Origin of the sequence: Zhongshania aliphaticivorans (assembly GCF_902705855.1) — a bacterium.
GTDB lineage: Bacteria > Pseudomonadota > Gammaproteobacteria > Pseudomonadales > Spongiibacteraceae > Spongiibacter > Spongiibacter aliphaticivorans_B.
The window spans coordinates 443,017-457,595 of sequence record NZ_CACSIJ010000012.1; the positions used below are offsets into that span (position 1 = coordinate 443,017).

Here is a 14,579-nt window from a genome sequence, read left to right on the forward strand (position 1 = left end):
TCTACCCTCTTCGCCATGCATGAAATTTCACCAACCATGCCAATGCCCACTGCGGCGTATGGGCCTTTTGCCACTCACCCGCCACATATTTATTGGCTTCCGACATGCTCGGATAACTATGAATTGTGCCCAATATTTTTTTCAAACCGATACCGTGCTTCATTGCCAACACATATTCTGCGAGCAATTCTCCCGCCTGCGCGCCAACAATAGTTACGCCTAAAATGCGATCTTTGCCCGGCTCGGTAAGCACTTTAATAAAGCCCTCAGCTTGGCTGTCACAGATAGCGCGGTCAAGATCATCAATACCATAGCGAGTGACTTCGTAGCTGACATTCTTCTCGTCTGCCTCTATCTCGCTTAAACCGACACTGGCAACCTCGGGATCGACATAGGTCACTCGTGGAATAAGCCTGTAGTCGACTTTAAATTTTTTAAAGCCACCAAACAAACCATTTACCGCGGCGTACCACGCTTGATGCGCCGCAACGTGGGTAAACTGATACGGCCCAACAACATCTCCGGCCAGCAATATATGCGGAAAGCTTGTTTCTAGGTATTCATTGCCTTTCAGGGCTGAGGTCTCAATGCCTAGATCTTCCAGACCGTAACCTTTGGTCCGAGGCTTACGACCCACTGCACACAATAGCGTATCAAATTCGATAGTCCGCTCTACGCCATCTGATCCACACACGATAATACGTTTCTGCTCACCATCTTGCTCACAGCGAATCGCCCGTGTGCTCGTCATAACCTTAACACCATCGTCGCTCAGTGACTTCGCCACCGCCGCCGCCACATCCTCGTCGTCACGCACCATAATTCTAGGCAGCATTTCCAGCTGCGTAACCTCAGACCCTAATCTGGCAAAACATTGCGCTAACTCGCAACCTATTGGCCCGCCACCCAATACCAATAAGCGACGTGGGGGCGACTCATTCTCGGCCAACGACTCCCATAGTGTGTCACTAGTAAGATAGCCGACCTCATCTAAGCCTGGTAATGGCGGTACCGCTGGCTCTGCGCCCGCAGCAATAACAATGGCTCGCGATGTTAAGCGCTGCACACCGCCGCTATTGAGTTTGATTTCAACTGTCCACGGATCAACTAGCCGCGCATAGCCCTGCAATACTTCAACGCCAAGTTCGGTGTAGCGCTCTACACTGTCGTGGGGTTCAATACGTGCAATCACATCCTTTATCCGAGCCATGATGCGCCGGAAATCGATTACAGATTCCGACGGACCGAGACCATAGCGCTCGCCGTGCCGCTGCTGCGCCGCCAGCTTGGCCGTTTTAATTAATGCCTTGCTGGGCACGCAGCCATAATTAAGGCAGTCACCGCCCATTTTATGCGCTTCAATTAAGGTGACCTTAGCCTTAACCGCCGCCGCGATATAGGCGCTGACCAAACCTGCGGCGCCGCCGCCAATGACAATTAAATTGCGATCAAACTGCTTGGGTCGAGACCACTTAGCGTTGGCTTTTTTCACACTTAGCCAAGCCAAGGCCTTCTTTGCGATCAAAGGAAATACCCCAAGTAACACAAAAGAAAACAGCAACGATGGCGAGAGGATTCCAGACAAACTTGTTAATTCACTCAGCTGGCTGCCCGCATTTACATATACCAACGTACCCGGCAGCATACCGAGCTGACTTACCCAATAGAACTGCCGCAGCTTAATGGGCGTTAATGCCATTAACATATTGATTAAGAAGAAAGGAAATACCGGCACAAGCCTAAGACTGAAAAGATAAAAACCACCTTCACGTCGCACACCATCGTTTATTGCTTTAAGGCGATCCCCAAATCGACGCTGCACTGACTCTTTTAAAATAAACCTGGTTATTAAGAATGCCAGCGTGGCACCAAGACTAGACGCAAAGGACGCAATCAACAGCCCCCATCCCAAACCAAAAACACCTCCTAGCAATAATGTCATTACTGCTGCGCCAGGCAGGGACAAGGCTGCAATTAAAACATAAGACGAAAACAATATTACTGCCAATATTAGCGGCTTCTCAAGTCGCCACACGGCCAAATCTAACTGTAATTGCTTCGCTCCCTCAAGGCTGAGATATTGATTCAGCCCCATAGTAAAAAAGCCGGCAATGGCTACCACAATGATTACTAAAAACCCTAACTTCTTTATCATCCCAATCCCTTATAAAGGTCGTGTTGCTTAGCACATCCAACTCAAATACTACGTCCAAAATACGCTTATTGGACTCATCCCAATACCATTTTATAATTCGCCTAAATTAAGCTACACTCAATACCGACGCCATATAACAATAAACTCTACGTCTACACTACTCATGCCAAGAAATGGATTCCGATGACCAATAGACGAGCTTCCCTTAAAAAGGCATTAATCGACCCGTGGCTACCGCGCAGACCTGGATCTACCAATATCCAGAAGTACCGCGACCAATTTGTTATCAGCACATTACTTAGCACTTTCTTATTTATTGTCATTGCCACCGCTCTCAACCACTTTCTTTTTAATTTTTCCGCAAGCGGTAAAACCTTATTCGGTATATTTTCAGTCCTTACTTCCGTCGGCACTGTGTCGGCCATGATGATACTTAAATTAACAGGGCGCCGCAGTTTGGCCTTAAACTTATTTATATGCACCCTAGGCGCGGCATTGTTACTCATCACGCTACAATCAGGCGGCCTACACTCTCCGGCAAATCCCAGCGCCATTATTTTTCCGGTACTGGCTACAATGGGTATTAGTGCTCGCGCCGGATTAATATGGACGCTACTGATTTTTATAACTGGCTGCTTACTGTTCTACGCAGATCTGCAGGGCATTCATTTCGACAATTTTATCACCCAAGAAAATCTCGGATTTGCCGTATTTAGCGGCTTATTTACCGCAAACTCCTTCATTATTTTCATCATTATTTATTCTGACATTTCCCTTCGGACACTTCGAATAAGATTTGAAGACGAACATAATAGATATATCCATTTAGCCCTGCACGACAGCTTAACCGGCATTGCCAACCGACGTCATTTTATTAACGAAATAGAGCGAGCTATATTCAACGCAAAATTAGTTGGTACACCTTTTAGCGTTTTATTTTTTGATCTCAACCATTTTAAAAAAATCAACGACAGCGTCGGCCATCACATTGGCGACGGAGTACTCATCGAGTTTGCCAAACGTCTACGTGAAAATACCCGTGCCAGCGATATAGTGGCTCGCCTTGGTGGTGATGAATTCAGCATATTACTTCTAGGCCTAAATGATATTGACGTTATTACACAAAAAATTTCGTCATATGCGGCAACACTTTTGCCACCGATACATATCGAAAACGAGGAGTATCAAATCAGTGCCAGCATTGGTTACGCTATTTACCCCAAACACGGCAGTGATTATGAATCCCTGCTAAAAGCAGCGGATCAAAATATGTACGCTGCAAAACGATCTTTCCAGCCCAGTTGATACCAGTAATCGACATGGAAAGCCAAGGGAACAACTCACGCAAATACTTCTGGATCACCACCTAACTCTGACAACCATGCATCTGCGTTCGGGCAACTGCTGCAACCCTCTGAGGTATACAGTTCTATGGTGGTCGCTGCCTCTCTGCCACTACGCAACTCTATCACCTGCGCAGACGAGACCCACAAGATGCCTATCGCCACCCCATTGCCATAAGAAAACGCCCAAACCTCATAAGCTCCCCCTAGCTGGTATAAGCTTTATATCCGCCGCCAGCAGAAACGGCGACGTATAATAATCAGACGCACGACATTACACGGCGTTACAGATACCACTAAAATAACAAGGACGAGGTCTTAGAAATTGGAAAGAAGCGACACCTAAGCCGGTGTCGCCAGAGATAAAATACTATTTATTGATAGCGCGTAACATCCACGCGGTTTTCTCGTGAATTCTCATACGATCTGATACTAGCGACGCGGTAGACTCATCATCACCCTCTTGCGCTAGCTTCAGCACCGAACGACAAGCTTTAACGACTTGCTCGTGGCCTTTAGTAAGAATATCTACCATAGACTCAGCGTCTGGCACGCCGTCGGTTTCTTCAATAGAGCTTAAACGAGAGAACTCTTTATACGTACCGGGAGCAGCCACATCGAGGGTCCGAATACGCTCAGCGATATCGTCTACTGCGGTAGCTAATTCGGTGTAGTGCTCTTCAAACATCAGATGCAGGTCACGAAAACGCGGGCCAGTCACATTCCAATGGAAATTATGAGTTTGCAAATAAAGCGTATAAGAATCTGCCAGTAAGACTTTTAAACCGCCGGCAATTTGTTCACGATTCGCTTCGTTAATACCTATATCGATAGCTTTCACACACATTCTCCCTTTGGTGGTTTTAATCATTCATGCCCTGTTTTAAACAGCTTATTAAAGCTTAACAACAGCACATTCATATTTAAAATGTTTGTTTTAAATACAATTGATAGTCAGTGACTATGACAAAACCTGCAAGAAGGAGTTCATTATCAAAGGCGCATTCTAAAATATCGACCTTGAGCCCGCGGCCTAAGGCCGTTAAGCTGATGGCACACATTATGATTAAAACNGAATATCCGGGGTACAACATGGCTTTATTGAACGGATGCAATAACCGACGCAAGCGACTCTCTCTATTTGGCATCAGCCTTATCGCACTATTTGCAATTAGCGCCTGCACGAACACACCCAAAGACGGCACCTCACCCCCAGGAATGCAAACGGGATTCACCCAATGTGAGTCGCCGCGACCACAAATGTGTACCCGAGAATATCGCCCCGTATGCGGCCATGTGGATACCGGCATACGCTGCGTAACGGTACCATGCCCGTCTGAGCGTCATAAAACCTATGGCAATGCCTGCGGCGCCTGTGCCGATGAAAAAGTGATTGGTTATGAAGTGGGTGATTGCGCTAGTTACGGTAAATAACAGGCCCATTTACCAGTAAACAAAAAGGCCCCAAGCTTGTGCTTGGGGCCTTTTTTATTGGGTAGCACTTATAGGCGGAAGGTTTAACGCTCAATAATCGCCGTAATACCCTGCCCACCAGCGGCGCAAATTGAAATCAATCCACGACCACTGCCTTTCTCTTCCAGCATTTTCGCCAGCGATGCAACGATACGGCCGCCGGTCGCGGCAAAGGGGTGACCTGCTGCTAGCGAGCTACCGTTCACATTTAGCTTATTAAGATCAATGCTGCCTAGAGCGCGATCAAGACCCAGCTTTTCTTTACAGAAAGTTTCGTCTTCCCATGCTTTCAGTGTGGCTAAGACCTGAGCGGCAAAAGCTTCATGAATTTCGTAATAATCGAAATCCTGTAATGTCAGCCCTACTTTTTCTAACATACGCGGCACTGCGTAGGCTGGCGCAAGTAATAGCCCCTCTTTCTCAGACGCACCGTCTTTACCAAAGAAGTCCACCGCCGCCGTTTCCACAATGGTCAAATACGCACGCACTGGTAAACCGCGCTCTTTAGCCCACTCTTCGCTGGCAAGTAATACCGCCGAGGCGCCATCGGTCAGAGTAGAGGAATTACCCGCCGTTAAGGTGCCTTTGCCACTCTCTTTATCGAAAGCGGGCTTTAAGCTAGACAGCTTCTCAATGGTGGTATCTGCACGCAAAATATTGTCTTTGTTTACACCGTTAAAGGGTGTAATCAAGTCATCGAAAAATCCACGATCGTAAGCTGCACCTAAGTTCTTATGGCTAGCGCAGGCCAACTCGTCCTGCTGATCGCGGGGAATTTGCCATGCTTTTGCCGTCACTTCAGTGTGCTCGCCCATAGACATGCGAGTGCGGGGTTCAGCGTTAGCAGGAATCAACACACCCACATCTTTAGGACGTAGTTGCAAAAAGGGTTTTATACGGTCACCAAAGCTACGTGCTTTATTCACCTGCAATAAGATTTTACGTAAGCCCTCACTTACACCGATAGGTGCGTCAGACGTGGTATCTACACCGCCCGCAATCCCTGCATCGATTTGACCAAGAGCAATTTGATTAGCAACTATATTTACCGCTTGCAGACCGGTACCGCAGGCTTGCTGAATATCAAAGCATGGCGTATTTGGGTCAAGCGAGGTACCTAATACTGATTCGCGAGTTAAATTGAAATCACGACTGTGTTTCATCACCGCGCCGGCAACCACGTCGCCAAGACGCACGTCTTGCAAGTTATAGCGCTGTACCAAGCCTTCTATGGCCGCCGTTAACATCGCCTGATTGCTCACGCCAAAGTAGGCCGTGTTGGAACGGGTAAACGGAATTCGGTTACCGCCAATGATCGCAACGCGTTTAATTGCCTGTGACATAATCTGACCTCAAAATCGTACTAGGAGTAATAGGGGCGCAGTTTAGCAAGCCTGTCCGCGCCGGCATTGGCTGAATCGACCGCCCTGCAGGTCTACACTGTCAATCACCTTGTGGTGCAGTAAGGCTACAATGCAGCAATAAGGGAACTGTATGCCCTTCCCACAGCCACAATGTAAACCGAATTTATGTCATTAACACCCCTGACGGAGATCTGAGTATGAGCGATAGAATCGAAAAGCTGATTAATTCGGCGGCAGGCAAAAAGCTGCTTGGCGCAATGGGTGTCACCGTAGCAACGGATTTACAGCGCTACAACACCAGCCAAAGCAGCTACTTCGCAGGCACCGTGCTAATAGGAGCCGGCGAGAATGCAAAATTGCTCAACAATATTCAGACCAATCTTAGCGATAGCGACGCACAAATTTTTTATAGCCCAGACGCTGCGACGCAACTTGGAGGCGAAGCCGACAGCAACGCAAGCAGCGAGCGTTATCAAGCACTGATATTTGATGGCAGCGGTTTTGTAGACGCAACTGAGCTGGTATCTGCCTATCGCTTTTTTAATACCAATATCCGCAAATTAAAAAGTAGCGGCCGCATCGTGGTACTCGGTCGCCCGCATATGCAATGCAAGACCCCAGAAGCCGCTGCTACTCAGCGTGCACTAGAGGGCCTAAGCCGCTCACTCGCCAAAGAAGTTGGCGGCAAGGGGGCAACCGCGCAATTAATTACCGTTGCCGAAGGTGCGGAAGGCAACCTCGACAGCAGCCTGCGTTTTATTTTATCGCCCAAGTCCGCTTATATAAGTGGCCAAGTTATTAAAGTACGCTCCGCCGACACCGCTGCTGTTGCCGATTGGCACAAGCCACTAGCGGGTAAAATCGCCTTGGTGACGGGCGCCTCACGCGGCATTGGTGAAGCCATTGCCGACACCTTGGCCCGCGACGGCGCAACAATTGTCGGTGTAGATGTGGCGCCGATGGAAGCTGACTTAAACAAGGTCATGGCGCGCTTAAACGGCAAAGCCGTTATTGCCGACATTACCAGCGCTGATGCACCGGCTATTATCGCTAAAGCCCTTAGCGATCTTGGCGGCGCAGACATTATTGTTCACAACGCCGGTGTGACCCGCGACAAAACCATCGCCAATATGAGCGAGCAGCACTGGCAGATGACCTTAGACATTAACTTAGCGGCGGCACAGCGCATTACCACTGAGCTACTCAAAACCAACACCATAAACGATGGTGGCAGTATTATTGGCGTCTCATCGATGAACGGCATTGGTGGTCAACGCGGCCAAACCAATTACGCGGCATCGAAGGCCGGCGTCATTGGCTATGTCGATTTCATGGCACAATCTGCTGAGTTAGCCGCTAAGAACATCAGCGTTAACGCGGTTGCTCCCGGCTTTATCGAAACCGCCATGACCGCAGCGATTCCCCTATTCACCCGCATGTTTGGTCGCCGCCTTAACTCACTGTCGCAAGGTGGTTTGCCGGTAGATGTAGCAGAAACGATTTCCTTCTTCGGCAACCCCTCTTCACGCGGTGTGAGTGGCAATACAGTTCGCGTGTGCGGTCAGTCTTGGTTTGGTGCTTAATCCGCACAATATCTACCTAGACTTAGACGTCAAACGACGCCCTGCTATTTCTCGCAGGGCGATCAAAAAATTACGTCAATTTGAAGAAAAACAACTTGCGCGAGGGTAAAAATAATCAACTGCGTAACTGAGCTAACTAATCAAAAAACATCCAGAAATCAGCCACCGCCCTGCAAGCATAGCTACTATTTGATTCTAAAACTCAATAGACAACCTAGTATTTAAGGTACGTGGCGCATTAAATATATAAATAGATTGCACCTCGCCAGTTAGCAGATCTCGCGAACCACCACCAATCGGCGCAGTTTCATCACGAATATTCGTCACATTAATAGACAGTTGCGGCCGGAAGCTCCAGCTATCCACTGAGAGAGAAATGCCAGCATTCAATGTAGCAAAATCATTTACCGGCTCAGTCTGTGCAAGATCACCGAAGTTTTTCCCGATGTAGCTATAGCTTAGGTAGACATTATAATTCACATCAAAAATATCATTAAAATACGATGCCGTTGCAGAGTATTGCGATTCCGCCGCACCCGGCATCTGAGTGCCTGCAGCGATGGTATTTCCTGCAGAATCAACAAAAGCTTCCGATGTATGGGAGTCTACCTCACCACCATCAAGGGTAATAGCTAGTCCGTCTATTGGGGTTAACCATCGCAAACTTACTTCATAACCAGTACTTTCTGCGGAACCCACATTGTTTTTAAATGCGAGATTGCTAGTTTGAGTTTTCTGCTGGATTTGCGGATCTTTGTAATCGATTTTGAAAATAGCGGCATCAAACTGAAAAGTATTATCTAACCAAGCCGACCTAAGACCCAGCTCGTAATTCCAGAGTTTGTCAGACTTATAGGTCTCTGGCACACCATCCGCTTCATTCGCAGGAATAGTTTGTATACCACCAAACCGAAAACCCTTGGCCGCCTGAGCATACACAGACAAATTCTCAGCAACGTCATATTTAATCGAGTATCGTGGGCTCACGCCATTTTCAATAATCTCTTTAAAAATATCGACTTTCTGGCCATTGTTTGCCGCTCTAGCTAACACTCCTACGCCGTCATATCCTCCTTTAACAACTGTCTCGTAGTAACGCGCACCAACTGACAGATGTAAACTTTCCCATAAAGTTTTTGTTAAATCGAAGAAGACGGCTTCTTCCGTCGCAGTTGCATCATTGAATGCGTACAAGAGTGAACTCTCTCTTGTTAAGCTAGGAATACCAATCGGAAGCAAGGACGTGATATCACCAAGCCCACCTGTCGCCCTATCTTGAGCAACCGTATTAATATAAATATCAAAGTACATTTCATAGTCATAGCTATACACCCCAGCAATCCAATCTACCCACCAATCTCCGGTAGATTGAAAACGCAACTCCTGCGAAATAGNTTCAGAGCTGTGACTAGACGTGGAAAATATCGCAGTAGCTTCAGGAGCACCAGGCGGTGGCGAAAAGAAAGTCGCTGAGATATCCGCAAATGAATGTCTATCTTTAGTCGTTAAAGAGCTCAATGACATAATACTAAAGCGGTCAAAATCGTAGCGTAGCTCCAAGCTCGTCAATGAAAACTCATGGCTATTGGGTTGCTTTAAAAGGAAGTCATCTAAGCTTCTTGCTTGACGGTTGTCAGCAATAAAAACCCCGTCATCGACCGAATAATCCTGTTCCAAATAAGTAAGCTTAATATCTAGCTTGTCTGTTGGCAGCCAGCGAAGAATTGCCCGCATCTGATCGCCACCACCATCATTAACGTCGTTTTCACCAGACCGTCGATTATCGTAGAGACCGGGGTATTCACGTGACACTAAGCCAAGACGCAGAGCAAGCTTGTCTTCGTAAAGTGGAATATTGGCGGCAACACCTGAGGTAAACGCTTCTCCACCATAATCGACATCCGAGAGCTGAGTAAATGCTTTGAGTTCAAAGCCCTCCGTATGCGGAGCCTCAAGCACATAGCGCACCGCACCTGACAAGGCAGCACCACCAAATACGGTACCTTGTGGGCCCTTTAAGACCTCTACACTTGCCAGATCGAAAGCACTAAGATCAGGTGTGATATTCCCTATATAAGGGTCGGTAAAGGAGGTATCGCCTATTAAAATACCTACCGCTGAGGGAATGGTCGCATCGGGGCTATTATCTACGCCAATCCCCCGAATCGAGATGCGCATTATCCCCGGAGCAGCATTGTTCACCACAACACCCGGTGTTTCCTGCAAGTAGTCCGCCAGATTTAGTTTACCCTGCTCTTCTAAGGTGGATCCGTCGAAATGCGCTATCGACGCGGGAATATCTCGCAGGCTTTCCGAGCGTTTGGTGGCGGTAACAATAATCTCTTCTAGTTGACGCTTATCACCCTCAGCAGACATAGCCACGCTACTAAACGAAGTGAGTGAGATAGCCAAAAGACACAAACGACAAGGAGCTAAAACTTTACTAAACGCATTATTCATTATATTTCTCGCGGTTACTTTTTTCTAAGCCATATTGTCACAACTTATTCACACAAGGTCAGTCACCTTTGAGACAACAATAGCAACTCACCGGCAAGCACTTGTACTCATTTAGAACAACTCCAGCTCAGGTACGACTGCGCTGGAATTCGGCTAACGCAGGATTAAATCGTCATCCTCACTGTTCCAAGGCGACCACCCAAGCTGAGGGACGTATTTATTTGGATCAGCAGACTCAACAAACCCACGCAGTGCCTTAGAAAACGTGTTATGAATATTTTCACGTTGCTCTGCGCTGCTACCACGCCACGTAAAATCAGTAAAACTAGGCGTATCCATTTCGAAATTACCAAATACAAATGGAACATCAATACCGTGATATGAACCGATTATTGATTGCCAGGGTTCCGGCGTGTCTTTCCATTCAAAATGATAGCGATACAAAGGCGCAGCGCTAGATTTAAGAAGTTCTGTTGAATTATCAACAATATGCAGTAGTACCGGATCAACGATCCACACAGTCATTTTAAATTTTATATAATCCAGAATATTACTAAAGAAATCATCGCGACCAAGCTGTTTGTCAGCGTGTATTAACCCCCACAATTCCGAATAGCTTTTCTTACTAATCCCCCCCAAATAAAGCAATCCAGCTTCATCATCAGTGGTTCCCACTATGGTTGCTACAGCATTAACTAATGGTTCATCTTTACGAGTAGTAATAACGTAACCGTCAACTGCCGGCGGGTTAATTGCCACCCCCTCCGACGCATTCAGAATGTCTAATGAAGATTTACTGTATAGGTACTCACGACGCTGCTCTGGCCTTGTTCTTTTAATATAGTCCTTAAATTCACTCTTAGATTTAATCGAGCCGTCAGCGACAAGCAAATTAGTCAGCAAAGCCTGACCCGCGTCGTCTAAATCGTCGCGGCTGCTTTCATTTGATATTCCCGACATACAAAACGTCTTATGAAATTTCCCAGACGCCAGCGGTGAGCGCATCAAATGCCATATATTCCCACAACCTGCCGAATGCCCCATTAAAGTCACATTAGCTACATCGCCACCGAAACGAGCTATATTATTCTGAACCCAGTCCAAGGCTTTTATCTGATCTAACACCGCAAAGTTTCCCGAGTCGCCCGCGGGGTCACCCTGACGTAAATCAACCGAACTCATATTCCCGTAAAATCCTAAGCGATAGTTGATACTGACAAAAACGGCATTTAACTCCTTAGCTAGCCTCAAGCCATTATAAAGAGGTAAGGATGCGGCACCGTGGACTGAGCCACCGCCGTGAATAAAAACAACAACAGGACGCTTTTCAGTAATGCCTTCGGAGGCCCACACGTTCAAGTACAAACAATCTTCGCTGCCGTAGGGACGATCAAAATCATCTGCATTATTACTGGTATAAAAATTACCGATTTGGTAACAGGCACTGCCGAATTCAGTGGCTTTACGCACTCCACTCCACGGCGATGGATCCTGGCTAGGCTGCCATCTCAGGCTTCCTATTGGTGGTTTAGCATAGGGAATGCCAAGATAGCTATTCACACCGTTTTCGCTTACGCCACTTATCAAACCTTGCTTAACTCTAACTACAGTATTTTTCTGCATTTCATTATTACTATATTCTTCAGCGCTTACCGATACCGACGCTAAAAAAAGTAGCGCGATTAATGAAGACGCTATAATTCGAATACTTTTGAAGCCAACCATAATGCCCTCACTCAAATAGCGATAAACCAGTTTTTATCATGATGTTAATTGTCTGCGGTGGTCGCTTTTTTCGCTATCACTTAAGTGACACAAAAACTAACGCCTAAATATTCTTCAGATTAGTTACATTAGGAACCTGTAAATTTCGCAGTTCTGCGTTCGACAAATGAATTAACACCTTCTTTAGCGTCTCTCGAACTCATCAGTTTATGCAGCTGTGGTAGCAAATCCTCTTTCGCCGCTTCATAGCCTTGCTCAAAGGTTTTACGCGCACTGATTAACGTGGCCTGTACACCAAGCGGTGCTTGCTCAGCGATGGTATTCGCAATCTTCAATCCAGCTTCATAGGGTTTGTCTGACACTTCCTGCACTAAACCTATTCTTAGTGCCTCATTCTCATCGAATGAATCGCCGGTAAGCAGGTAGCGCATGGCATTTCCCCAACCGCATCGCTGCGCGAACCGAATGGTTGCTCCGCCAAAGGGAAAAATACCGCGCTTGATTTCTATCTGTCCGAATTTGGTATCTCTGCCTGCAATACATATATCATTAGCGAGTATTAACTCTACAGCGATAGTGAGAGCATGCCCTTGCACCGCCATAACCACGGGTTTCGTTCTTTTTCTCCCCATAAGTTGCAGCGGATCAACCGTGTCATCGCCAATCAAAGCAGCGCCACGCTCAATGTTCACCGCCACATCCACCAGGTCTAAGCCTGCGGAGAAATGCTTGCCTTTTGAAAATAAAAATCCGCATCTCAGCTCGCTATTCTCTTCCAACAAAGTAAATGCCTGAGCCAGCTCCTGAAGCATTTGAAACGTAAAGGCATTCATTTTCTCATTACGATTGAGCTCGATAAGAAGAACATGTTTTCTAATTTCGGTTTTAATATAATCCATATTAAAATTTTCCATCTATCGTCAATAAGAAAACACTTTTATGAGCAACGAAGCGGCGAGTGCAGTTCAGAGCCTCTAGCTCATCCACCGCAAACACCAAAACGCACTAATTAATTATTTTCGACCAAAACCCTGATCTTTCATTAGGCTTAATATCATCGGTATAACTGTCAGTCATTGCCTGGTAACTCAAGTATTTAAAATCAACACCTACTCGGCTCCGATGCGGCACGCTTTGGGTCATAAAGATGCCTATCATATTTTCCTTGGGATCAATCCAAAATTTTGTACCCGCTGCACCACCCCAGTTATATTCACCGTCGGTACCGATTTCGCCAATAGCGGCCTGATCTATAGAAACTGCGACCCCCAAGCCAAAGCCTATACCGCTCCGCCCAAACACCTCACCAGAGCTATCTAAATGATTGCTGCTCATCAGCTGAATTGTCTTTGGTGAAAGCAGTCTTACTCCGTTCAATTCTCCGCCATTTAAAAGCATCTGACAGAATCTAAAATAATCATCCACCGTGCTCACCAAGCCACCGCCACCACTTTTGAATTCAGCACCTGGTTTAAAGTTAATATCAAAACTTGCCGGCGCCTCTACAAGAGCTGGGCCGCCCCCACTTAGAAACGCGGTGCTTATATCGCTTGCGGTGCCTTCGGGGGCATATAATTGCGCTAGTCGTGGCCAGCTCGCATCACTCACTGTAAAGCCGGTATCGTTCATTTCTAGCGGTATGAATATGCGTTGTTTTAAAAACTCATCAAACGGCATTTTGGAAATCACTTCTACCAATCTACCCAGCACATCTGTTGCTACGCTGTAATGCCAACGTGTTCCAGGTTCGTACTGTAATGGCAACGTGCCCAGCCGTTGAACAAACTCTTTAACATTAAGGTTTCCCATTGACAGTCCTTCTTCACGGTAGCGCTTATCGACTTCGGTATTGCCAAACAGTCCATAGGTAAAACCGGCGGTATGCGTCAATAGGTCACGAATAGTCGGCTGCCGGGTTGGCGCCCGCGTTTGCCCCACTTTTGCTTGGTCACCGTTACCAAGATGCTTGCTAGAGGTACCGTCTGATAGCATGAGCTGATCTTTACTGTCTGCCGTCGACAGCGCGAGCTGAAGGTTTGCTAGCTCAGGTAAATACCGCGCAATGGGGTCATTCAGAGAGAAATAGCCTTCTTCATAAAGCATTAATACTGCAACACTGGTGATGGGCTTACTCATAGAATAAATACGGAACAAGGTGTCTAGACTTATTTCCCTTAGCGGCTGCTTATCTGCATCGCCATAGCCTTCCAAATAAATTACTTTGCCGTTGCGAGCGATCAGGCCTAAGCCACCAATCATCTCCCCACTTTCTAGGGCTTTCTCCATGTAATGAGAGATCCTAGTTAACCGTTCTGAGGAAAAACCCACTTTTTCTGGCGAATCAAGAAAAATAGGCTCAGCATTCAACTGTGAGGCCATTAAGGAAAAACAAAGCCCCACAGCAAAACTACTGCCACGGTGAGTGTACTTAGCAATAACTGACAACATACTGATCTCGCATTACCGTTTTTTATTG

At 46.8% G+C, this 14,579-nt stretch carries 11 protein-coding genes; 3 read left to right on the top strand and 8 right to left on the bottom strand.

Features of this window, described 5'->3' with window-relative positions:
• Position 1: 1 nt before the first annotated feature.
• Complete coding sequence (locus tag GVJ32_RS09055; protein ID WP_200841379.1) at positions 2-2,155, bottom strand: FAD-dependent oxidoreductase; 2,154 nt, start codon at positions 2,153-2,155, stop codon at positions 2-4.
• 183 nt (positions 2,156-2,338) lie between these two features.
• Between GVJ32_RS09055 and GVJ32_RS09060 the strand changes: the two genes are divergently transcribed.
• Positions 2,339-3,460, top strand: a complete 1,122-nt coding sequence (locus GVJ32_RS09060) for a diguanylate cyclase (RefSeq protein ID WP_159239721.1) — start codon at positions 2,339-2,341, stop codon at positions 3,458-3,460.
• A 35-nt stretch (positions 3,461-3,495) separates the two neighbouring features.
• Here GVJ32_RS09060 and GVJ32_RS18215 read toward each other — a convergent pair whose 3' ends face one another.
• Positions 3,496-3,618, bottom strand: coding sequence for a DUF1223 domain-containing protein (locus GVJ32_RS18215; RefSeq protein ID WP_200841380.1), 123 nt, complete (start codon positions 3,616-3,618; stop codon positions 3,496-3,498).
• 250 nt (positions 3,619-3,868) lie between these two features.
• On the bottom strand, positions 3,869-4,339 hold the full coding sequence (locus tag GVJ32_RS09070; protein ID WP_159239722.1) for a Dps family protein: 471 nt from the start codon (positions 4,337-4,339) through the stop codon (positions 3,869-3,871).
• 251 nt (positions 4,340-4,590) lie between these two features.
• Between GVJ32_RS09070 and GVJ32_RS09075 the strand changes: the two genes are divergently transcribed.
• Positions 4,591-4,932, top strand: coding sequence for a hypothetical protein (locus GVJ32_RS09075; protein ID WP_159239723.1), 342 nt, complete (start codon positions 4,591-4,593; stop codon positions 4,930-4,932).
• 83 nt (positions 4,933-5,015) lie between these two features.
• Here the strand turns inward: GVJ32_RS09075 and GVJ32_RS09080 are convergent, their stop codons facing one another.
• The gene (locus GVJ32_RS09080) at positions 5,016-6,314 is read right to left on the bottom strand and encodes an acetyl-CoA C-acetyltransferase (protein ID WP_200841381.1); all 1,299 of its coding nucleotides are present in this window, start codon (positions 6,312-6,314) and stop codon (positions 5,016-5,018) included.
• Between the two features lie 218 nt (positions 6,315-6,532).
• Between GVJ32_RS09080 and GVJ32_RS09085 the strand changes: the two genes are divergently transcribed.
• The gene (locus GVJ32_RS09085; RefSeq protein ID WP_159239724.1) at positions 6,533-7,918 is read left to right on the top strand and encodes a 3-oxoacyl-ACP reductase; all 1,386 of its coding nucleotides are present in this window, start codon (positions 6,533-6,535) and stop codon (positions 7,916-7,918) included.
• 195 nt (positions 7,919-8,113) lie between these two features.
• On the opposite strand, the gene GVJ32_RS09090 is transcribed toward GVJ32_RS09085, so the two are convergent.
• The 4 genes from GVJ32_RS09090 to GVJ32_RS09105 form a co-directional block, all read right to left on the bottom strand.
• Positions 8,114-10,378 carry a TonB-dependent receptor gene (locus GVJ32_RS09090; RefSeq protein WP_435808073.1) on the bottom strand — a complete coding sequence of 755 codons (2,265 nt, stop codon included), beginning with the start codon at positions 10,376-10,378 and terminating at the stop codon, positions 8,114-8,116.
• A gap of 153 nt (positions 10,379-10,531) precedes the next feature.
• Positions 10,532-12,103: a carboxylesterase/lipase family protein gene (locus tag GVJ32_RS09095; RefSeq protein WP_159239726.1), complete on the bottom strand. Its 1,572-nt coding sequence runs from the start codon at positions 12,101-12,103 to the stop codon at positions 10,532-10,534.
• Between the two features lie 128 nt (positions 12,104-12,231).
• Positions 12,232-13,002 (bottom strand): crotonase/enoyl-CoA hydratase family protein, encoded by a 771-nt coding sequence (locus GVJ32_RS09100; RefSeq protein ID WP_159239727.1) that lies wholly within the window; start codon positions 13,000-13,002, stop codon positions 12,232-12,234.
• Between the two features lie 106 nt (positions 13,003-13,108).
• A complete protein-coding gene (locus GVJ32_RS09105; RefSeq protein WP_159239728.1) occupies positions 13,109-14,551 on the bottom strand; it encodes a serine hydrolase domain-containing protein in 1,443 nt (480 codons plus the stop codon).
• Between the last annotated feature and the right edge of the window lie 28 nt (positions 14,552-14,579).